Origin of the sequence: Paenibacillus pedocola, assembly GCF_031599675.1 — a bacterium.
Lineage (GTDB): Bacteria > Bacillota > Bacilli > Paenibacillales > Paenibacillaceae > Paenibacillus_AQ > Paenibacillus_AQ pedocola.
Window position 1 is genome coordinate 5,707,322 of the sequence record NZ_CP134223.1, and the last position, 22,470, is coordinate 5,729,791.

Consider the following 22,470-nt stretch of genomic DNA (forward strand, 5'->3'; position numbering starts at 1 on the left):
ATCCGCCGTCCTCCGTCCTGGCACTAGACGGCAGGTTGGGAGGACAGCGGATCAATCAGGTGTTTCGGTTTTTACTGGATTTGGGACTCAGCCTGGGACTGTGCATCGCTAAGCGCTTTGTCCAGCTCCGTACCGTTCAGGAAGTTCTGCATTTCAACCTTGAGGATATCCTCAATGGCATAAGTGTGCAGGCCGTAGTTTACGTTCGGGATTTCAGCTGTCCATTTTGCGAAGTCAGCGATAACCTTTTGTCCGCCGAAGAATTCATCAGCTGCACCGTAGGCTTCGCCTTCAGCAGCAGGTTTGTATGTTCCTACAACGCCTACATCAGTTACAAGCTTCTGGTACAGAGCAACGTCGGAGCCGAGTGTTGCACCCAGGAATTTAACCGCTGCTTCTTTGCCGTCATTGTTAAGCACATACCAGGAGCTGCCGCCGAGGTTCGAGGCATGTACAGAGTTTGCTGCATTTTTGAGTTTAGGGAAAGGTACAACCGCCCATTTGCCGGACTGGTCAGCAGAAGCTTTCACCGAAGGTGTAATCCAGTTACCGGTAGGAACGGAGGCAACGTCACCGCTGTTGAAGCCGGCAAGGAACGAGCTCCAGTCAGAATTGACTTTAACGATATCGGCATTCATCAGCTCTTTGTAGCTTTCGAACGCTTCTTTCAGAACTGCGTTATCTTTCAGGTCAGGTGTTGTACCGTCTTCTTTCAGATACCAGGAGCCTGCGGACTGGATCATCATGCGGATCAGCCCCAGATCGTTAGGGTCCTGGGTCAGCATGTCTTTGCCTGTTTTGGCTTTAACAGCTTTACCGATTTCAATGTACTGCTGCCAGTCGATATCCTGCAGATCGTCAACCGTATAGCCTGCTTCCTGCAGATAATCTGTGCGGACATAGAGGCCTACAACACCGGAGTCGAACGGTACGCCGTATTGCTTGCCGCCAAAGCTGGTCGGCCCGAGCTTGTATTCGGCGAAATCTGAAGTCTTAATGGCATCACCCAGTTCCTGAAAAGCGTCTGGATACGTTTGCAAGAAGCTCTGTGCACGGTAATCTTCAATCAGAACGATGTTCGGCAGACCGGAAGCGGACCCGGAGTTAAGTCCTGTGTTCAGCTTCTGGATAATGTCATCCTGCGCATATTCAACCACTTCGATTTGCGCATCCGGATTTTTAGCCACATAAGCATCTTTAGCCAGATTCATTGCAGCGATGTTGAAGTTTTTGTCCCATGCCCATACTGTGATTTTCTGGGAACCGGTTGTATTCCCTTCCGTTCCGGTATTGGCCTGGTTATCGGTATTGGAGTTGCTGGAGCAGGCTGTCGCCAGCAGCATAAATCCGGCGAGCAGAAGCGCGGTAGCTTTTTTCTTCATGATGTAGATCCCCCTAACATGTATTTGAAAGTGCTTTCTTTTAAAGAATATCATCCCGGATGCTCATTTCGTTAGAAATGATTTTAGTTAAAATAGTGATAATATTGTCTACTGTATCCGCTTCCACGGTCTACGGATTAGCATTATTTTTCCCCTTTCGCACTTTTTTTAGGTAAAACAGGCCGCGCAGATACAAGAAGCCGGCGCCGGTATGCGGCGCCGGCTTGCGGCGTAGCTGTCATATTATGCTGCAAAATCATCGTTTCAATGCGCCCTCAGCACGGTATTCTGATAGAGACCTTTGTCCCTTGTCCAGGGGTGCTTGAGATGGATACGCCATAAGGTTCCCCGTACAGCAGCAGCAGGCGGTCATGGACATTGCGGATGCCGATGCCGCTGAACAGCTGACGGCTGCTTGTGGAGGCCGGGATTGTCTCTTTGTTGTCCAGATCCATACCGTCGCCCGTATCTACCACCTCGCAGTGCAGCATATCCCTGTCCTTCATGATGGTGACATAGATGTAGCCCGAGGTTTTGATATTGAAGGCGTGAAAGAAGGCATTTTCAATAAAAGGCTGCAGAATCAGCTTGGGTACCTTGGCGCTCATGCAGTCCGGCGAGACGAAAGTCTCAACCTTGATCCTGTTACCGTTACGCACCTGGGTGATAAATACATAATGCTTCAGGTTGATCAGCTCGTCCTCTACTGTAATCGTTTCTTTAACGTTGCTGATCGTATTCTGCAGCAGCGAAATCAGGGCATGAATCGTCTCTGTTGCCTGCTCCTTGCTGCCCCGCTGCACCAGAATATTGACCGACGCCAGTGTATTGTACAGAAAATGGGGATTGATCTGCTGCTGCAGAGCGGCCAGTTCTGCATTGCGCTGCTCCTTCTGCGTCTCTACCAGCTGGGCGACATAATCATTCAGCTCCCTGAGCATGTAATTAAACGCTGTACTCAGCTGTCTTGTCTCATAGCTGCCGGTCACAGCCATATAGTTATGGAAATTCTTTTTGGTCACATTGGACATTTTTTTGACCAGCGTGCGCAGGGACTTCGTCAGCCGTTTGGTCAGGAAATAGATCAGGAGCAGCGCAACCGCTGCAATCGCCCCGCCGATCAGGAAAAGCATCTTTTTATCGAACAGCGTGCCGATGGTCTCATTTTTATCAATCAGATTCACAATATAAAAGTTATAGGACGGCAGATAATCGGCCAGCACAATGACTTCCCGCCCGCCGAGTGTCAGCTCCTGGCTGGCAAGCCCCGATTCGGCAATCTGCTTCGCGCTGTTCAGGAGCTCGGGAGACAGGCTGCCGACCTGCTCCGTCCGGTTGCTCGACACAATCCGTCCCGCAGTATCCAGAAACATGACATCATTGCCCTTACTCGTAAAGCTGGCGTAGTTCTTGCGGAAATCACTCTCGCGTGTGAACATGTACAGCGTACCATACGGCTCTGTAAGTCCGGGTGCAGTCAGCGCCTTGGCAGCAACCAGATAACGGCTCTCTGAATTCAGCGGGCTTGCGTCCATAAAGCTGTAAAACAGCTTCCCGCCCTGCTCCTGCGCAGCCGCTGTAATCGGATTGTTCCTTAGCTGCTCGGAAGAGCCGGACCAGTAGGTCACATCACTGCTATAGCTTCTGCCGTTCCCTCCCAGTATGGACAGGCCGGTATTAGCGGCCCCGATACCGGACTGAATACGGTCCATCTGGTCGCGCATACTGTAGTACCGCCGGAAATTGGCCAGTGAGCTGCCATCCTTCTCGGTCATGAAGCTGCGGATGACGCCGCTCTGCCCGACATTTATCGCTGTATTCACGGTAGTATAATGCGAGTTATCCAGTGCACTTTTAATCTGGTCGATGATTTTTGAATTGGTAATGCTGAACGTCTGTACAAACAGCCTTTGCGACATTTGCGCCGTTACCGTGGTAATCAGCACCGTAACGAGCACGATGCTGATGACCATGACGACGAAAATTTTGCTGAACAGACTCTGGTCCCTAAGCTTTCTGAGCCATTTTTCCATTAATCCCATTTCGGGCTCCTTCCAACTCCTGCATTATCCCTTCCGGTATTGGCTTGGTGATATCCCCATCAGCTTGCGGAATACTCTGGTGAAATAGCTGTGGTCTGAATATCCCACAAGACTGCTGATCTCGGCAATGGACAGGCCGGGGTTCTCTTTCAGCAGCAGGCAGGCTTTTCCGATCCGCACCCGGTTTAAATATTCGTTGAAGCCTTCCTTATTGTGCAGGGTAAAATAATTCGACAAATAGGACGGGTTAAAATGAAACTCCCGGGCGACTTCTGTCAGCGTAAGCTGGCGTGAATAATGCTCATCGATATACAGGAGAATCTTTTGCATAGCCGGTGTACCGCCACGGTTCTTCGTAACACATTCGGTCGCATCTTGCAGAAACTGCAGCAGCCGCTCCTCCGTCTCCCCGATATGCCGGGCTTCATGGATGGAACGGAAGTACTCATATTTACTGTCATCCAGGGCACGGGCCTCATAATGGAATTGCAGCAGCATGCCGATGATCTGGAAAATGCTGTGGCACAGGAGGGACTTGAATTCAGACACTCCCGTATCGCGGCGGCCGGACATCGAAGATACATAGGCACTTAACCGGGTAAAAGCCTGATCGAACTCCTGCCGGTTCAGCTCTGCAGCGAAGACCTCCTGGTCAAAAACCGGTCCCGGCTGCACCTCCCCGCCATGATCCACCAGCAGACAGCGTTCCGGCAGGAAAAACCTGCGGTCCAGCAGCTGCATCAGATCATCCGCATAGATGGTATGCATCGCCTCCAGCTCCGTAAAGGTTCGGCTGACCGCCAGATTCAGGAACATCCCCGTCCGGATGCCGGCTGCGAATATCTGCTCTGCCAGCTGCATCAGTGCCTCCCGCTCCTCCCCGGCCAGGTTAAACAGGAAGCGGACATGCCCCTCCAGCGGAGACAGACGGCGGAAGGCCACTAGGCTGCCACTGCTCTGCAGCAGGGAACGGATGCTGCTCTCCAGCCACTCTTCCTTGCGGCTAATGGCCGCAGGATCGTCCCCCGTATCCGCAAGCAGCAGCACAAACTCCGGAAAAGGAAACATCGTCCGGAGCACTTCTGCCTCATACTCGATCGGATAGCCGCTAATCAGCTTGTCCAGTATATAGTCCGCAGACTGCCGCTTATTGCTTCTCCAGTCAAAGTGCTGAAGCTGCGGAATCCGCTGTGCGGTTTTTTTTAGAACGGCTAACAGGGAAGCAGCCTCCAGCTTAGGCTTCAGAATATAATCGGCGACCCCGCTCTGGAAGGTTGAACGCACATATTCAAACTCACTGAAGCTGCTGAGCACGATCACTTCAATTTCCGGATACATCCCCTTGACGAGCCGGATCAGCTCCTCCCCGTCCATCACGGGCATAACGATATCAGTCAGGATGATATGCGGCCGCTGTATTTCAATTAATTCCAGAGCTTCTCTTCCGTTGGAGGCTTCACCCGCAATCTGAAACCCTTCCCCTTCCCAGTCCAGCAGATGGATAATCCCCTGCCGGACCAGCATCTCATCGTCTACCACCAATATTTTACAGAACGTTGTGTCCATGTCTTCTCCTTTTTGGAAACGAAAATACGCTAAAAAAACAAAATGAAACCCGCTTGTTCAAGTGGGTTTCAGCTCACAGAGACATAACTTCCAGCCAGAAATGAAACAGCTTTCATAATCTGATTTACATTATAGGTATAGGCCCGAGGACTGTCAATTGGCGGGTGGCCGACTAACCCTATCCCAAAAATAAAGCCATTGCACGCATCCTCTGTATATGCTGGTCCTTGACAGGCGTATGTTATATTAACATTAACGGCAAAAAATCTGCATACCAACAGGAGAGAATATGGAACGTAATAAAGTAATACCAGACAACATTACAGAAGATGACCATCGGCTTTTCGCTTTATTAAGCGTTTATCTAAACCATACATCGGATTTCATTAGCAAAGAGGACATTGAGGAGATTGTTAACTATGGTGTCTCTGTGGAGTATGCTTTTAGAGCTGTATTCGCAGCTGCTTTAGGACTGGATATTGTTGAGAACCCCGAGGATAAGGACTTATTCAACAACTATTTCTCCAAAATGATCCATAAACTCGATACCAATGAATATTATAACAATCCATATTTCAAGAATATCAGAATACCTGCAATCCGGATTGGCAATAGTGAACTCAAATATGAACAATACAAGCCTTACGAGGGCTTTGTCTGCAATGACATCATCACCACCCAAGAAGGCAGACAAATCCCGCAGATTGGTTTCTTTGAAACGGAATTTATGTTTCCGGCCATTTTAGAGAACAACAGAATATGGATGACCATCACGCCGAATGAAATTGAAACCATGAAAGATCCTGTCGATAAAGCATTTGGCAATGTACTGACGTTTGGACTGGGACTTGGCTATTATGCCTATATGATCTCAGAAAAAAATCAGGTTGAACGTGTTACGGTTGTTGAAAATAATGAAAATGTTATTCAATTATTTAAGCAATACATTTTGCCTCAATTCAAAAACAGTCAAAAAATAAACATCATCCAGTCAGAAGCGTTTGAATACGCACAAGAATATATGGCCAAGGAGAAATATGATTTTGTGTTTACGGATTTATGGCATGATGTTTCGGATGGAATGGACCTGTATTTAAGAATGAAAGGCTTTGAACAAGAACATCCGGCCACTGAATTTATGTATTGGATAGAAAAATCGATTTTGTGCTATCTATAACTTACGGCGGCTTCCCGAATACTCCGATGATTTTAACCCCTGCACACCTGCACGAAAAAAAGTCCCGGTGATCAAAAAGCATCCCCGGGACCTCCATTTATGCTTATCCTGTAACGTTATTTCTGGCTGGCAAGGAATTCATCAAGCTGCTTTTGCTTCTCGGCAATGACTTTGTCGAGGCCGGCCGATTTTTGGGCGGCGATAAATTTGGGCAGCATTTCGTCCAGATCAACCGAGCCCGTCTCCAGCGCCTTCTGATATTCTCTCAAAACGTTAGCCAGTGCTCCGACCTCCGATTTGACCGGCTCGCTGTCAAAGGTAAAGCCGAGTGCCGGCGATGATTTGGCGCCTTCATTGAACTTCTTGAACTGCTCCCACTTGTCAGGGGCTTCCGAGCTCCACACATAGTTCAGGAATTGGTTCCCCAGCTCCCAAGCGACGCCCGGCGCATACTGTCCGGATTTCTCCGTCTGGGTCATGACATTGCCGCTGCGCGTATAGTGTGTGCCTTCAATGCCGAAATTCAGCAGGTTAATAATCTCCTGATCCGTGTGCAGCAGGTTAATCAGCATCATGGCGCGTTCCGGATCCTTGGACGTCGTAGAGATGGCCAGCATGGCGCCGGTAGTCTCCGATGTCGCAACCGTTTTACCGGTCAGCGTAATTTGGGCAAGCTTGCCGTCAAGCGCTGTCGCGGATGCAATTTCCTCTGCCTTGCCCGGCTTGAGCGGCTCTACGGTAGAGAACACGTTGCCGGTTTTGTAGGCATCGAGGGATGAGGTTTGGGAGGTGGCTGCATCCTTGTTAATATAGCCCTTCAGGAAATAATCCCGGGTTACTTTCAACGCATTTAAATACTGCGGAAACTCTTCGGCCGGTTTGACTTTGGCATCCGTGCCATTCTTATCGATAGCGCCAGGTATTGTCGTATCCCCCAAATAATCCAGCTCCACAAAGGAGTGAGAGGAGAACGTGCCCCCTGTTGTGTACAGCGGGTACATATTCGGCTTCTTCTCTTTGATGATCTTATAGACGGCATCGAGATCTTCGATCTTCTGGACCTTGCTCATATCGATACCAAGCTCATCGGCAATGTCCTTCCGGTAGACGATCCCCCCTGACGATGCCAGCTCTTTATTCGTTGGGACTGCGTAGTTTTTACCCCCGATTTTGGAGCCGCTTAAGAAGGCAGGATCCAAGCTGTCCTTAATTCCCTGGCCATACTGATCAAGCAGAGGGCCGAGGTCCATGTAAACGCCCTTGGCAACATTCTTCGCATAACCGTTCCATGAGGCTGTAAACAGAATGTCTACGGGTTCTCGTGAAGCGATCATGAGGTTAATCTTATCGTCCCATGCCCCCCAGTCGATCGGCGCGATATCGATCGTCGCATTGATTTTCTCGGTTAAAATCTTGTTCAGCGCTTCCTCGACAAGAGCTTCGTCCGCCTGCGGTGCGCCTTCGTAAACCAGCTTTAGCTTATAGGGCTTCAGCTTTGAGACATCTGTGGACGCGTTACCGGTGCTTGGGTCCGCTGAAGCGTCCGGTGCGGCGCTTGCTGTTCCGGAGTCTTCCGGTGCGGCCTTGTTGGAGCTGTTTGCCTCGTTTGAATTGCCGCAGGCCGTAGCCGCCAACGAAGTAACAATCATCATTGTTAGAAGCAGTGCAGTCTTACTTTTGGTATGCTTCATCTTCAATTAATCCCCCCAAAATGATATATGGTGCCGGCCCCCTCAGCCTTTGACAGAGCCGACCGTAAGTCCCTTGATAAAGTACTTCTGGAAGAACGGATAGGCAAAGACGATCGGCCCGACCCCCACGACGACCATCGCCATCCGCACGGTCTCACTCGGGAAGTTGACCATTCCGCCAGCCCGGGTGATCTCGGCCATTGCGTTCGGGTTGCTGGAGAGGTACTGAATATTGACCATCATCTTGTAGAGAAAGTACTGTACCGAGATGTTGTGATTGTCGGAAATAAACACCAGGCTCAGGAACCAGTCGTTCCAGTACGTCAGCGTCTGGAACAGTGCGACTGTCGCCAGAACCGGCAGCGACAGCGGCAGCACAATCCGGATAAAGATCCGCAGTTCCCCCGCTCCATCGATTTTGGCCGACTCCAAGACCGCCTCAGGTACCGTCTCCTTAAAGAAGGTTCGCATGATCAGCACCCAGAACGCCGACATGATGAGCGGCATGATCAGTGACCACAGCGTATTTCTGAGGTCCAGCATCTGCACGTATACCAGATACCAAGGGACCAGACCGCCGGAAATCAGCATCGTGAGAAAGACAAAGAATGTAAAAAACTTGGCCTGCGGGAAGTGACTCCGCGAAATCGGGTACGCATACAGTGCGATCACGATAACGCTCAGTATTGTGCCGATCACCGTGACAGTTATCGAGATCCCGTAGGAATGAACGATCTGGTCGATATCTTTAATCAGAAACCGGTAAGCCGCCAGATTGAAGTTCTCCGGCAGGAACCGGTAGCCGTGTGTCATGACGGACTGCTCATCGGAGAACGAGACCGATACAATCAGCAGTAACGGCAGGATACAGAGCGCCGAATAGATCACGAAGAAGATGTTGATGAGGGCCGATGCCCTTCCCGACAGCTGATTCTTTGAATGGGAACCGGATACAGATTTGCTCATTATATTTGCCATAGGCGATCCTCTCTTAGAACAGCGCGTTCTCGCGGTTAAAGCGGCGAACGACCCAATTCGATATAAACACCAGCACAAAACCGACTACCGACTGGAACAATCCAGCCGCTGATGAAAGACCGATATCCCCAACCGTCAGGAACGTACGGTAAACATAGGTATCGATAACGTTCGTGACGGGGAATAGCGCCCCCGATTCACGCGGCACCTGGAAGAAGAGACCAAAGTCGGCATTGAAAATCCGGCCAATCTGCAGCAATGTCATTATGGTGATGACCGGCATGATCAAGGGAATCGTGATTTTCTTCATCTGCTGCCATTTGTTCGCCCCGTCAATCGTCGCTGCTTCATAGTACTCTTCATCGATACCGATGATTGCCGCCATATACACGACCGTGTAATAGCCCATGTTCTTCCACGTGTTAATGATCGGCAAGATGACCGGCCATACTTCCTTCGTGAAGTACCAGCGCACAGGCTCGAGGCCCAGCGCCGGCAGCAGCGTACCGTTGAAGTATCCCCGTTCGTCGCTCATGAACCCGTACACCAGGTACGAGATGACGATCATCGACAGGAAGTACGGCAGGAACATGATCGTCTGGTGCAGCTTCGAGAGAAAGCGGTTCTTCATCTCGTTAAGCATCAGGGCGAACGCCAGCGGAAACACGATGTTGAGTACAATAAACAGTGAGTTATAGAGCAGCGTGTTGCGGATGATAATGTAAGAATCTTTCGAAGCAAACAGATATTCGAAATTCTTCATTCCTGTCCAAGGGCTTCCCAGGATTCCTTCCTGGTAGTTGATTGTTTTAAAGGCAATAATGATCCCGGACATAGGGATGTAGTTATTGATCAGAAGCAGAACAATTCCCGGCAGCATCATCACATAAAACATCCAAAAAGTACGAAGATTCCTCACAATGGAATAGGTAAATACCGCCTTTTGTTTCGGTGGAACCAGCATAACTTTCAAGAGAATTGTTTCACTCCTTTCACTCCGTTTCACCATTCTTTAGGGCTCGATTCCCCATTGGAGTGCTCCTGCGACATAGCCGGTCGTTTTACTCCAATCGGCGTAAGCCGTAGCAGACTGATTGAAGGAGTAATCGCCTGTCTGTGTGTAATTCGTCCAATCGGTCTTGGTCACACGGATCTGAATCTCAATGCTGGCTCCAGCCGCCAGGCTTCCGGCTCCGCTTGTAAAGCCAACCTGCAGATAAGTGTCAGCTCCGCTCAGCGGAGTTGCCAGCTTGACGAAAGTACCCGTCACATTGCTGCTGCCGACAGTTGACCAGTCGCACCAGAAGTTTTGTTCCTTCTCCCCGTCGATTGTGTAATAATAACGCAGCTTCACATCGGACAGATTGATGGCGGAGGTGCCGGTGTTAGTCAGCTTGATCTTCGGATTCAGTGTATTGACCGTTGCTGCGACGCTGGAATTATACTGCTGCACCTTGATCGACCCGTTTCCGCCGGTGGCGGTATTGATTACTGAGATCGTAAGGGCCGCACTCGCTCCAGCGCTGAAATTGAATGTCAGGGTTGTTGTGCCCACCGGCTGGGCGCCCAAGTATGCCTTTTGAATGGTTACCGTGGAGCCCGAAACCGTGTAGTCCGTTCCGGCAACCAGGGATGCCGTACCGTTCTTAATACCAGTGAGCGTGTTGCCGTTTAGCGTCAGCGTCACCGGAATACCGGCCGGATTCACGGCATTCTTGTCATAGACAGCGACCGTCGGAGTGATCACCGCGTTGGTGACTGACGAATCCTTCACTGCGATGGATAGCGTGGCAGAGGAACCGGCGCTAAACAGGAACGTGAGGTTCGTTGTTCCGGTTAGCTGCTGCGCGAGATAGCTTTTGAGTAGCGTAATGGTGTTGCCTGATACAGTGTAATCCGTACCTGCAATCAAAGACGCCGTACCATTCTTAATACCGGTGAACGTGTTGCCATTCAGGGTCAGAGTCACCGGAAGGTTGGCCTGATTCGCAGTTTTCTTGTCAAAGGCAGCAGTCACCGGGGTGATAGTCGAGTTGACGCTGTTCCCGGTTGCGAATGCGGCCACGAATACCAGCCCCGAATTCCAATAGACGGTATGCTCGTTTGTCGTCCATTCCTGGAAGTTATCGTTATAGTTTTTACCCGCGAATCTCGATATCTGGTTCCCTACGGTCACATCATTGGAGAATTTGTTCGGTCCTCCCACCAGATATCCCTTAGGCACCCCGCTTAAGCCATCCGTTCTGTACATAATACTGAATGGATATTTCACGCTGTTATCCCCATAGCCCGATACGAAAGATACGCCGACCGGGTTCTGACCGAGAATCCAGTCTAACTGGCTATAGGTAATCTGATTAATGACAGCTCGGTTGCTCTCAAAGGTTCCCAGCAGTTTCGTACCAATAATCATTTCCATTGGTGTATCCGCCACCTGCATAGTGATTCCCCAATAATAGTTGCCGTCTTTGATGATGCTTTTCCAGGCGCTTTCGTTAGTTCTGCTCACTTTATCATTGAACCATTGCTGGAATTTGGCTGTATACCAGCTGACGACTCCGGAATCCGGGTTAGCGGCTTTCAGATAGCTGAAGAAGCCTGTATTCCAGGTGTTTGCCCAGCCGCTGGCAAAATCAAGGGGATCCGTGAAATATATTTCCATAGCCTTGTAATTGGCAAGGAAATAACTGTTGTATTTGGTATCACCGGTCGACCGGTACAGGGAGCCTGCAGCCCACAGACGATTCGAAGCGTCATCCGTTACATCATAAGGCCATCTTCCTGTGTTAGGTGTCCGGATATTCTCCGGATGAGCCTCCAGATACCCCCACGCCGCTATTGCCGCATTCAGACAGCTCTGGGCAAAGGCCGGATCAATCGTCTTATAGATCAGGTAGGCATGTGCTAATGTGCCGGCTGCGGTAGCTGTATCAGCGGTCGTTTTGATACCGGTCCGCGAGCTAACCGTATCCTTATCAATAATTTGTCTATCCACCATATTATCGTCGTCCTGGAAAGTTACACGCGCATAGAAACCGCCGGTTGCCGTATCCTGCATTTTGAGCATCCACTCCAGCTCCCACCGTGCTTCATCCAGGATATCGGGAATGCCGTTTCCGCTCTCAGGAATATTAAATTGACTGTCCGTAAATTTCTCCGGCATGATTTCATAGGCCCAGAAGAGATCCGACAGGGCTTTGGCGCCGGCATTCACGTACTTGCCTTTATCCCCCGCATCGTACCATCCCTTGGAAACATCTTTTTTAACGGAAGGATTGGACATGAAAGGCACTGCTGTATCAGGAGTGAAATCACTTCTCTGATAATTCTGGGTGTACGGGCTGGTAATATTCATTCCGGTTCTCTGGTAATAGAAATATCGCGATACATCAGTTAAAAAAGGTGCATAAATGTCACTCGCCTCGCCGATGGAGAACGTGGGCGATTTCTGAAGCCCCTGCACGGCAACATAATATTTTCCCGGAGCCGTTAAATTGGTGAAATCAGCGGTAAAAATCCGTTCCCCGCTGTCGATGGCATCATAATTTTTGGTGAGCACCAGCGTTCCGGAGAATGCCGTGGAATTATTAGCCGTGTTAATCACGCTGAATGGAGTACCCGCATCCACCGTGAGAACATCCTCAAACCCGGTGACCAGCGCCTGCTTTGCACCATTTACGGGATACCCTACCTGATTGACCTTAATCGGTGCATACTCCTTCTCCTTGCCGGAAGACGTAACCCTAATATCATTGAGCCAGACCTTTAAAGGCTGAAAACCATTATTCTTGATGGATAATGCATCAATGGATGTAATATCAATTCCCTGCGGGACCTGCATGACATCCTTCAGCGGGATCTTCACATGAGTCCAATTCTTTGTAATGGTTGTATAGCTGTTAATATTTACTGTAGTGGTAATTTCATTGCCGGCCGCCCTTTCGAATACTCTGTCCTTGAAGCCAAGCAGAAAGGTCTCTCCGCCTGCGTTCCCCTTGATATTAAACTCAAGGAATCCATTAGGATAATAAGAGGTGAAGTCATATGCTTTCCAGCCGGCAACCGTGATCAAGGCGTTATACCAAGACGGACTGGTAGGCGTCTTCGTGTTTAACAGTAATGAAGGCAGGCCGTTATACATAGCGGTAGAATCGATGGGCAGCTTGCTGTTCTCCGTCTCGAGTCCGAACCCGCTGTCTCCTGCCCAGCCGTCCGATACAGTACTGAATATGCGGTAATCGAGCAAGTCTCTCCAGCCTGCAGGCGCTTCGGCGGTAGCTGCATTTGTCTTAACCGGATACGAAAAAAGAATAGCCGCAAACATAGTTAATGCCAGGAATAAACTTAACTGTTTCCTCATTGCTTCTCCTCCTGAAAAGTTTTAGTGAAAACGTTTACCACTAAAATCATTTTAATTCACCCGGCTGACGCTGATATATAGAAGAAATAAGTGAACATAGAAGAAAACAAGCCACAATATCATGGCTTGTTTTCACTGTACCAATCATTTACTTCTTTAGTGATCACATCACCGCCATTCTTGTAGAATAGCGCTGTAAATTCATCGAAGTAGGAGAGCGGCTTCTCACCATAGATGATGCTCAGGTAACTCTCCGTTGCGAGTTTCTGCAGGAACACTCCATGCTTCTCCATTCCGTCCGTTAGAGGGCCGTGGTACCGGTTGGGAATTTCCAGCCCCTGCTCGGCAATCGCAACCCCGGCTGCCGCCAGTTGAGCCGAATTCAGCCCCTTGATTCCCTGTTCGATCGGCGTACTCATTTCGGCATCGGAGTTTTCAGACAACTTTTTGATCGCTTCCGCATTCATATAAGGCAGTACCGGCGCACCGCCGGTCAGCGGATACAGCATCCAGCGCATATCCATGGATGACCCGTCCGCAAGCGGCCACTTCTCATTCGGCACCCCTTCGGTTGCAAAATTGACCGTGATGACCTTGCCGTCCTTAATCACATAATCGTAGCCTTCATGATATCCTTTGGCGAAACGGGGATCCAAATAGGGATCGTCCGGGCCGAAATTTTGGGCAAGCAGCTTGTTATAATAGGCGAACCAGGCCTCTATATGCTGAAAGTCCTTACTAAACACTGTATAGACGCCGTAAATCGGCTTCTGCGCCTTGCCCTTTAAACCCTCCGGTCCTGCTGGAAGGGGATAGGCCTGCCAGTCCGCTTCCCGATCGGCTTTCACCGTATCCCCGAGCGGCCAGGCCCCCATCCAGAACGGGCCGAACATCACCCCTGCCAGTCCTTTAACCGCCAGCTCGGACGCTTGGCCTGAGTCCTGGATGCCAGCATTCCTGTCTATGTAGCCTTTGGCCATCCAGGACGCCATCGTTTCGAGGTACTTCTTGGCATCCGGGTGAACGGCTCCATAGACCAGACCGCCATGCCCGTCTTCATTCCAGAACAGCTTAATGTCAGCTGTGCTGAGCATCTGTGTGGAGAGGGCGCCGGCTATGACATCCGTCTGCCCCATCCAGCTCCATGGGCCTTCCTTCAGTGGAACCGCCAGGCCGACTTCGTCATCTTGGCCATTCCCGTTAGGGTCCTGCTCAGAAAATGCCTTCAGCACTTGCTCGAGCTCGCTGATCGTCGCCGGCGGGTTAAGCGACAGCTTCTCCAGCCAGTCCTTTCGGATCCACATGACCGTTCCCTCATTTCCCTCGCTAAAGCGGGGAAGTCCGTAAATCTTGCCGTCTTTGGTCACCTCCGTCATAGTATAAGCATACTTCTCCAGCGCCTCCTTCAGCTTCGGATGCGCAAATTTCTCAATCGCATCATCCAGCGGAAGCAGCCTGTCCGCTTGGAGCAGATTCTTCAGGATGTCTCCTTCTGCGTTGAAGGTGTCCGGCAGCTTGCCGTTCACGGCCAGCGCCAGCCGGATTTTGGTATCCGCATCCTCAAACTTGCTGACAATCCAGTCAAACTTCGTGACAATCCCCAGATGTTCTTCCATCCAGCGGGTGTGCACATTATCTGTAAGACTCTCTCCCGGCTTGAAAGCATTAGGCCGGTTCTCGTCCACGATTGCTGTGGTAATCGTAATCGGCGGATCATATTTAAAGTCCCATATCGGCTTCGTTTCCCCGCTCTCCGTCCTGTTTGCGGTTGTTTTGCCGCTGCTGTTTAAACAGCCGGCAAGTACCAGAGCTCCTGACAGAACCGCCAGCATAATGATTCTTTTTCTTTGCTTTTTCACCGGCCTAATCACTCCATTCCCAATCGGTATCTGTCCCTGAATTCCTGCGGCGTCATCTGATAATAGTCACGGAATTTCCGGATAAACCAGTTGGTATTGGGATAGCCGATACTTTCTCCAATATGATAGATTTTATGTTCCGTATGCTTCAGCAAATCGCAGGCCTTGAGCATGCGCTGCTCGTAAATATATTGGGATACAGTACTGTCCGTACATTGCTTAAAGAGCTTAGAGAGATGGTTAGGATGTACGAAGACCCGTTTAGCCAGCAAAGTAAGTGACAAGTCCTTGTCCAGTTCCTTCCGGATGTAAGCTTGCGTCTTACGGACAACAGCCTTGCTGTGGTCCTCGGTCTCCTCTCCCAGCTTCTCATGAAGCGTGCGCAGTGCGTTCAGTGCCCAGTTCTCCAGCTGTGACGCATGCAGCATGGCTCTCCCCTTAACAAAGGCGGATTGCTCCGGAGTGAGCATCTGGGCCAGCGTCCTGCCGCTGCGATTCGCAATATACTGGAAGCTATTCGACAGAAAGAAAAAAACGTCGCGCATCAGATCGGGTGAACCTGTATGCAGCAAGGGAGAGACGAACGCGCGGATCTTGGCTTCCGCCTCTTCCCATTGCTCCGTTTCCAAAAGATGCGTCAGAAGCGGCGCTTCGTAGAGCTTGCGCATAAGACGCAATTCCTCCTCGTTCCTTCCCGGTACCTGTATGGACGACCGGCCGCTATTAGCCAGGTGCGATTTGGCTATCATATAACTGGCTTGCATCCCTTCCGGGAAGAGACAGCCGGATTCTCCTACTGTTATCTCGCCTTTAAGCAAGTTTCGTGCTTCTTGCCTTAAACGGTCTAACCGCTCATGCACCCATTCCGCATCCGGCGGGGCCCCCGACAGGTCGTACACCAGAACGAGCAGGTTTTCTTCATCGTCCGCAGCCGGCCAGCAGTCATATCTGTCCATCAGCAGTTCTTCCAGCATGTTCGTCACCGCGAACCGGATCAGGGACTGCGAATACAGATCCTGACTGTCGAAGGGCGGACCCAGGCGGACGAGGCACAGCAAGACAGAGCCTGGTATCGGAATCGGAAGGTCGAACAGCTTCAGCTTCTCCGCAAGCACCTTGACGTTCAGCGTGCCGCTTAACACCTTGAGCAATAGCCCTGCCTTCAGCTCTGTGCAATTGTCCCGGTAGATACGGAAGCCCTGTTCGATCGACCGCTCCTGCTCCAGCTGCTTAACGATCCGGCCCATTGCCGCTAGTAATTGTTCGTCCTTGACCGGCTTCATCAGGTAATCGAGCGCTTGCAGCTCAATAGCTTTGCGGGCATAATCGAAGTCCGCATACCCTGTGAGCAGCAGGCATTTCAGCCCCGGAATGCGCTGCCTGGCCTGCTCGATCAGCTCGAGACCGTTCATACGCGGCATACGGATATCCGTCATGAGAATATCTACCGGCAGTGATTCCATGAGGGCCAGCGCCTCGCCCGCGCTGTAAGCCTTCAGCACCCGGGAGATCCCGAGTGTAGTCCATGGAACCGTATCCGCCAGACTGTCCGCATAATGCTTCTCGTCATCCACTACAAGCAGGCTTTTCATACCGCTTCCTCCTTCGTTTCTTCTTGCGTCCCCAGCCTCCAGTGGAGTTTCACGCATAGGCCGCCTAGCCTGGATTGACTAAGCACAATTTCGGCATCCGGGCCGAAGTTGCCTTGCAATCGCTGGTACACGTTCCATAGGCCGCAGCCGGTATATTCGCCGGCGGGAATATCCAGCTCCCTGTACAGCCGGTCGGTCTGCTCCCGGTTCAGCCCTTTGCCGTTATCCTCCACTTCCAGGCTTAACCAGCCATCCTTGACGCAGACGCTAACTTCTACCCGGCCCGGGTAATCGACATTCTCAAGTCCATGCACGACCGCATTCTCCACAAGCGGCTGGACCAGCAGCCGGGGAATTCTCAGCTCCGCCAGTTCCTCCGGCAGTCCGATGCTGTAGGTCAGCGTCTCATTGCGAAGCCGGATAATCTCAAGGTGGATGCGGACAAAGGCCAATTCTTCCTCCAGGCTGACTCCCTGATTGTCCATTCGTGTCGTATACCGGTAATAATCGGCCAGATGATACGCCATATCCATGACAGCCCGTTTCTTACCCATTTTGGTCATATTAATGATGAATCCCAGGCAATTGTATAGAAAATGAGGATGGATCTGCGCCTGCAGCTGCTTCAGCGTGGCATCGCGCGCCAGAATACGCGATCTCAGATCATTCTCGATGAGATCCTGGATCTGCGTTGCCATCTCGTTGAAGTTCTGCATAAGGAAGGTGAATTCATTGTTCGATTTCGCCGGGAGACGGTAGGCGTAATCGCCTCCCTTGATCCGCTGAACGGCGCGTACAAGATGGAAGATAGGCCGGTGTACGTTCCAGTACAGGGCAGACGCGGCGGTGATACCGGTCAGGAGGAGAATGACCGAAGACGCTCCAAACAATATCCTCTGCTGTCTGATAGGTCCAATGATCTGGTCAAGCGGAACGGAATCGATCAGATGCCATTCCAGGAGATTGGAATAATAATAGGTAATCAGATACGGCCTGCCGCCATACGAATGGATCAGGAAGCCTGAATCCCGGCTGTGCACCCTGTCGCCCAGATCTGTGGCGATTTGCTCCATTTCAGGGCCTTTCGCGGACCGGCTGGCGATGATAGCGTGCCCGGCTTTGTAAAAAAACGGATTGTCGGAGTGGTCAGACTTGTAGGTGTCGAGCAGATTCTCGAAGCTCCACTTGTAGAGGTTGATGCGGACAGCAACATCCAGATCGTCCGGACGGGCCGGTTTGTATCCTGTGGTGACATAGGTCCGGGTAAAGCCGGAGCCAATCTCCAAATCTTCGCTGTAGCTCCACCCCAGCGAGAACCGGCTATCGAACTCTTCAAGATCATACTCATAGGAGGGGGAAGAAGAAATACTGTCGCCCCGTTGCGGGAAATAGACAGTCACGTCATTACGCCAGTTACCCGAAGCGCTGGCCAGCGACAGCTTCTCCTGAATCAGCAGCCTTGTTTTCATTAAGGAATAATCGCTCATCTCATGGTTGTACAGATATTCCAGCACATTTGTGTCAACGAGCATAGGGGCGGAGGCCAAATCGAACTTCTCGATACTGGCATCCATTTGCGCCACGAATAGCTCCATCCGGTTGAGGCTCGCTTTAATAAGCTCCTCCTGTATGACGTTGATGCTCTTGGAAGTAGAATAATAATACAGCGCCACGACCGGTGTCAGCAGAATTAGCAGTAAGATCAGCATTTTCTGAAAGATGTTGAATTTGATTCGCACCGGATTCCCATCCTTGTTTCGTAATCACAACTCAACCTGTATTTTACAATATGTTGTAAGCGTTTTCCACATTCTTTGATGCATGGATCTCTGTCTCTCTCTTGAAAGCATAAAAAAGCCGCCCATTGGAATGAGCAGCTTACTGAGATCCTATACATTCAGTGTCATTTTTGTTGATATTTTTCCACCAACATCTTAAGCTTTCTTACCACCTGTAATCATTTCAATCCGGAGATTAGAATTTAAAGCAGCTTAATCAGCTCTTCTAGCTCTTCAACCAATACTTTAGCTAGTTCAAAATCAGTATTTTTTAAAGCCACTTCTATTTTTGTTTCGACTGATTTTTTCTGTTGTTCCGTTTCTAAATAGTCCTTATCAAAATGACTGGCATAAATCATCTTTCTAAATTTCCGCATACTCATTTTTCTAATCGTCTTATCGTCAATGATTAGAACATAGTCCATACCATTTACCACAGAATAGAAATCATGAGAAATCATGAGAATCGCGCCTTTATAGTCCCCAATGGCTTTCTCCAGTGCTATTTGTGTATAGGTGTCTAAATGGCTTGTCGGTTCATCAAGAAGCAATACGTTTGCTTTGCTGGCAGCAACTTTAGCCAATTGAAGCATGTTTTTTTCTCCGCCAGATAAAGATTCTATCTTTTGATTAACGATTTCTCCTTCAAAGCCATAGTTTGAAAGATACGATCTAATCTCATCATAAGTTGTAAACCCGGCATCAATCAATTCCTCAAGAATAGTATTGGAATCTTTTAGCATTTCGCCTTGAAGCTGAGACAAATAAGCCACTTTAACATCAGCATTGATTTCAATGGAATCATGATTATTTTTAAAGATCTCCCGGAGTAAAGTCGTTTTCCCGGTGCCGTTTGGACCGATAAGGGCTACTTTATCCGTAGATTTGATCTCAAAGTTAACATTTTCTAAAAGCAGCTCATCAAAAGCAATACTATAATCATTAACATTTATAACAACGGTGTCTTCAATTTCATGATCCACACCGAAACTGATATCCGGTTGCTTAATATCTACGAAGGGTGCTTTAATTCTGCGCGCTTCCAATCTTTCCTGAAATTTAACTCTGGCTTTTAATGCTTTCCCTCTGGATGCTTCCGAATTATAAGTTGCGATAGCTCTAAGATTATCGATGATATTGTCGTTTCTCTTAATTTCTTCCTCTTCAGCGACTGCGAGCTCTTGCAGCTCAATTTTAGTTTGGAGTAAGGAGAAGTTATATTCAATATACCGCCCGTCAAACTCTTGGATCTCCATGTTTTCAAGGTGAATGATTTTGTTGAAACAATGATTCAATAAATAACGGTTGTGCGTAACAACCAGCAGTATTCCTTTGTGGGAATTAATTAGATGTTTAAGCGCATTTAGGTTTTCAAAGTCCAAAAATACATCGGGTTCGTCCATAATCATTAAGTCCGGACTATTAAGCATTTCCTTCATCACCTGAATAAGTTTGAACTCCCCGCCACTCAGGTCAGATACCTTAACATCTTTTAGCTTCATGAGGTTTGCCAGATTTAATTTCTTATTAATGCTGCTTTCGTAATCATCCCCGCCCAGGGCATCAAATGCGTCTAAAGCTAATTGATACTTCTCAAGCAACGGATCAATATCTGTGGCTGTCTCCATTTCAGTGAGAATAGAGTTTATTTCATTTTGAATCTTAATAAACTTTTCGCCGATATATTCAAAGACGGTTGTTTCTTGAGATTTGTCTGGTTGTGAGAACTGACTTACATACCCAATTGTGCAAGTTGGGTCTATCTCTAATCTGCCTTCGTACAAATATCTTTCCGGGTCCATCAGTATATCGATCAGTGTACTTTTCCCACTGCCACTTGTCCCAATAAAAGCGCAATGTTGTGCCTCTTCAAGTGTAAATGAAATGTTTTTATATAGCTCTTTTTGCGGAAATGCGAAGGATAAGTTATCAACTTTTATCATAGGATTACCTTTCTTTATAACTAAATTTGTGACTAATATTAGATACATTGAAGAGCTAGAATAACACTGTTTACAACTAACTTCAATCCATTCACATTAAAGTTGTTCAATAAATGGAAAAACCTAACTTAGAACAATATGATCACTTGGAGGGGATTCTTCGTATGGCTAAAAAAGGACAGAAGTTTCGAAGTTACGGAGAAGATTTTATAACGGAGGCGGAACAGGTTCATTTGAGAGGGACAGATAGCTACTCCACCGTTGCAACCCGTTTAGGATTTCTGAGCAAGACACAGCTTCAAGAGTGGGTAAAGAAGTAAAGAGTGGCGAAGCCTATGACTTTGTCCTTTAGGAAGCCAGTTGTACTGCTAAGCCAAATAGGCCTGGCCTGTCCCTTTGAAGACAATTGAACCATAGTTAGCACTGTATGTATCAAAGTCTCCGTATTTATTTTTTCCGCTAGACTGGGAAAACGACCAAGCACCTTCAAGCCGCTGCCGTAGCGTTCAATGAGTTCAGCATTTGAATCTGCACTGGGATCGTCGGGATTCAGATGCAAACGGACAGCTAAATATCTTTCATACATGCGCGTACTTTCCGTTACTTTCATAGCCGTTGTCAGCTTTTCAATCTCTTTTTCATGTGTCACTCAGGTTCCGCCCTTTTCGGTTCGTTACTATCTTTTACCCGATTAGGCGGTTCTCAATTTTATGAGTTCAATCTATATGGTTACGTTTTTTGCTTATAAATACATCTTTTTTCCATCTTCCTGAAAAATAATACCAAAGACTATTTATCGTGGTTACAGCAAAGCTAATAACGATGGCGAACCAAATACCGTGTATCCCCATACTAGTATGCGATAGCAAGCCTGCAAGCGGAATCCTTACTACACAAAGTGAGATAAACGAAATGACCATTATAGAAATAGCATTACCTGCTCCGGTTATGACTCCATTAGACACATAGAATATGATCATGAATAGATATCCTACTCCTACAATCCTTAAATACCCTATCCCTGTTTGTATGACATCAGCCTCATCTACAAATATGCGCATGATCGTTCCGGGAAAGCTGACACATAAGACAGAAATTGCAGCAATCACCGGTATATTAATAATAATTCCCCACTTAAATATATCCTTGATTCGTTCTGACTTTCCTGCTCCAATGTTTTGAGCGGTTAACGTGGAGGCTGCCATCATCATCGCTATCGCAGGCATTGCAACAATCGAATCTATCCTGCTGGCAATCCCAAAAGCCGCAATAGAAGCTGCGCTAAAACGGATTACAAAAATAGTCATAAACGCATACCCCATAGAAACAAGCATTTGCTGTATAAATGAAGGTAATCCTATCTTCAATATTTCCATAATTGTTTTTCTCTCAAATAAAAAACTTGAAGGGTTTATCGGTTCCTTCTTATATTTATACTTCACATAGATGAATCCCATGATCGTAGCTGCCCCAGAGGAAATGAATGAGGCAAGAGCTGCACCATTAAGTCCCAATCTTGGTATTGATCCAATGCCCATAATAAGGAGAGGGTCAAGCACTGCATTTATAACTGTAGATACAATAATAAATATTAAAGGGATAACCGTATCCCCGATTCCCCTTAAAACTGAAGAAATTAAATAGGATATATAGAGGCCTGCAAAACTCAAAAAACTTATTTTCAAGTATCCTGTTGCAAGCTGCATGATATCTTCAGGTGTCCCGATAATTCTGAGCATAGTTTCGGATAACAGCAGCCCACCTAAAGTTACAATCAGAATCAACACAGTAGCAATTGCCCAAGAATTATTTACGGTTTTTTGAATCATATCATTGTCTTTCGCTCCATATGCTTTGGAAACCAATATGGAAGTTGCAAGGGTTGCACCTGAGCAGAGTGCAACCATCGCAAGAAAAATCGGGAAGCTCAATGCAATTGCAGCTACAGCGTCTTTGCCAAGCAGTTTCCCTACCCATATGGTATTGATGACGCTGTAGCCGGTAGATACCAGATTGCCGATGAGTATAGGCAATGCAAATTGAATCAGGTGTTTCGGTATGCTGCCCGTGGTTAAATCTTTTCCAAACTGATTATTCAAAAT

14 protein-coding genes are annotated in these 22,470 nt (G+C 48.5%); 1 reads left to right on the forward strand and 13 read right to left on the reverse strand.

The genetic code is table 11. The annotated features are described in order from the left end of the window. Positions 1 to 71: 71 nt before the first annotated feature. The 3 genes from QU597_RS25295 to QU597_RS25305 all read right to left on the reverse strand — a co-directional run bounded on the left by QU597_RS25295 (position 72) and on the right by QU597_RS25305 (position 4,990). Positions 72 to 1,382 (reverse strand): ABC transporter substrate-binding protein, encoded by a 1,311-nt coding sequence (locus tag QU597_RS25295; RefSeq protein ID WP_310830339.1) that lies wholly within the window; start codon positions 1,380 to 1,382, stop codon positions 72 to 74. A gap of 275 nt (positions 1,383 to 1,657) precedes the next feature. Then, positions 1,658 to 3,415, reverse strand: coding sequence for a sensor histidine kinase (locus QU597_RS25300; RefSeq protein WP_310833411.1), 1,758 nt, complete (start codon positions 3,413 to 3,415; stop codon positions 1,658 to 1,660). Between the two features lie 33 nt (positions 3,416 to 3,448). Beyond that, positions 3,449 to 4,990 carry a response regulator gene (locus tag QU597_RS25305; RefSeq protein WP_310830340.1) on the reverse strand — a complete coding sequence of 514 codons (1,542 nt, stop codon included), beginning with the start codon at positions 4,988 to 4,990 and terminating at the stop codon, positions 3,449 to 3,451. 289 nt (positions 4,991 to 5,279) lie between these two features. Between QU597_RS25305 and QU597_RS25310 the strand changes: the two genes are divergently transcribed. Next, complete coding sequence (locus QU597_RS25310) at positions 5,280 to 6,167, forward strand: spermine/spermidine synthase domain-containing protein (protein WP_310830342.1); 888 nt, start codon at positions 5,280 to 5,282, stop codon at positions 6,165 to 6,167. A gap of 116 nt (positions 6,168 to 6,283) precedes the next feature. On the opposite strand, the gene QU597_RS25315 is transcribed toward QU597_RS25310, so the two are convergent. The 10 genes from QU597_RS25315 to QU597_RS25360 all read right to left on the reverse strand — a co-directional run bounded on the left by QU597_RS25315 (position 6,284) and on the right by QU597_RS25360 (position 22,467). Further along, a complete protein-coding gene (locus tag QU597_RS25315) occupies positions 6,284 to 7,858 on the reverse strand; it encodes an ABC transporter substrate-binding protein (protein WP_310830343.1) in 1,575 nt (524 codons plus the stop codon). Between the two features lie 42 nt (positions 7,859 to 7,900). Next, the gene (locus QU597_RS25320; RefSeq protein ID WP_310830344.1) at positions 7,901 to 8,836 is read right to left on the reverse strand and encodes a carbohydrate ABC transporter permease; all 936 of its coding nucleotides are present in this window, start codon (positions 8,834 to 8,836) and stop codon (positions 7,901 to 7,903) included. A gap of 13 nt (positions 8,837 to 8,849) precedes the next feature. Beyond that, positions 8,850 to 9,800: an ABC transporter permease gene (locus QU597_RS25325; protein ID WP_310833412.1), complete on the reverse strand. Its 951-nt coding sequence runs from the start codon at positions 9,798 to 9,800 to the stop codon at positions 8,850 to 8,852. Positions 9,801 to 9,848: 48 nt separating this feature from the next. Continuing rightward, positions 9,849 to 13,196, reverse strand: coding sequence for a glycoside hydrolase family 9 protein (locus tag QU597_RS25330; RefSeq protein ID WP_310830345.1), 3,348 nt, complete (start codon positions 13,194 to 13,196; stop codon positions 9,849 to 9,851). Positions 13,197 to 13,315: 119 nt separating this feature from the next. Continuing rightward, positions 13,316 to 15,055, reverse strand: coding sequence for a type 2 periplasmic-binding domain-containing protein (locus tag QU597_RS25335; protein ID WP_310830346.1), 1,740 nt, complete (start codon positions 15,053 to 15,055; stop codon positions 13,316 to 13,318). An 8-nt stretch (positions 15,056 to 15,063) separates the two neighbouring features. Beyond that, on the reverse strand, positions 15,064 to 16,647 hold the full coding sequence (locus QU597_RS25340) for a response regulator (RefSeq protein ID WP_310830347.1): 1,584 nt from the start codon (positions 16,645 to 16,647) through the stop codon (positions 15,064 to 15,066). Further along, complete coding sequence (locus QU597_RS25345) at positions 16,644 to 18,386, reverse strand: sensor histidine kinase (protein ID WP_310830348.1); 1,743 nt, start codon at positions 18,384 to 18,386, stop codon at positions 16,644 to 16,646. Before QU597_RS25345 ends, QU597_RS25340 begins: the two co-directional genes overlap by 4 nt. Before the next feature lie 242 nt (positions 18,387 to 18,628). Further along, positions 18,629 to 20,368 (reverse strand): ABC-F family ATP-binding cassette domain-containing protein, encoded by a 1,740-nt coding sequence (locus tag QU597_RS25350; RefSeq protein ID WP_310830349.1) that lies wholly within the window; start codon positions 20,366 to 20,368, stop codon positions 18,629 to 18,631. 298 nt (positions 20,369 to 20,666) lie between these two features. Next, complete coding sequence (locus QU597_RS25355; protein WP_310833432.1) at positions 20,667 to 21,017, reverse strand: hypothetical protein; 351 nt, start codon at positions 21,015 to 21,017, stop codon at positions 20,667 to 20,669. Between the two features lie 67 nt (positions 21,018 to 21,084). Continuing rightward, positions 21,085 to 22,467, reverse strand: coding sequence for an MATE family efflux transporter (locus QU597_RS25360; RefSeq protein ID WP_310830350.1), 1,383 nt, complete (start codon positions 22,465 to 22,467; stop codon positions 21,085 to 21,087). Positions 22,468 to 22,470: the final 3 nt, after the last annotated feature.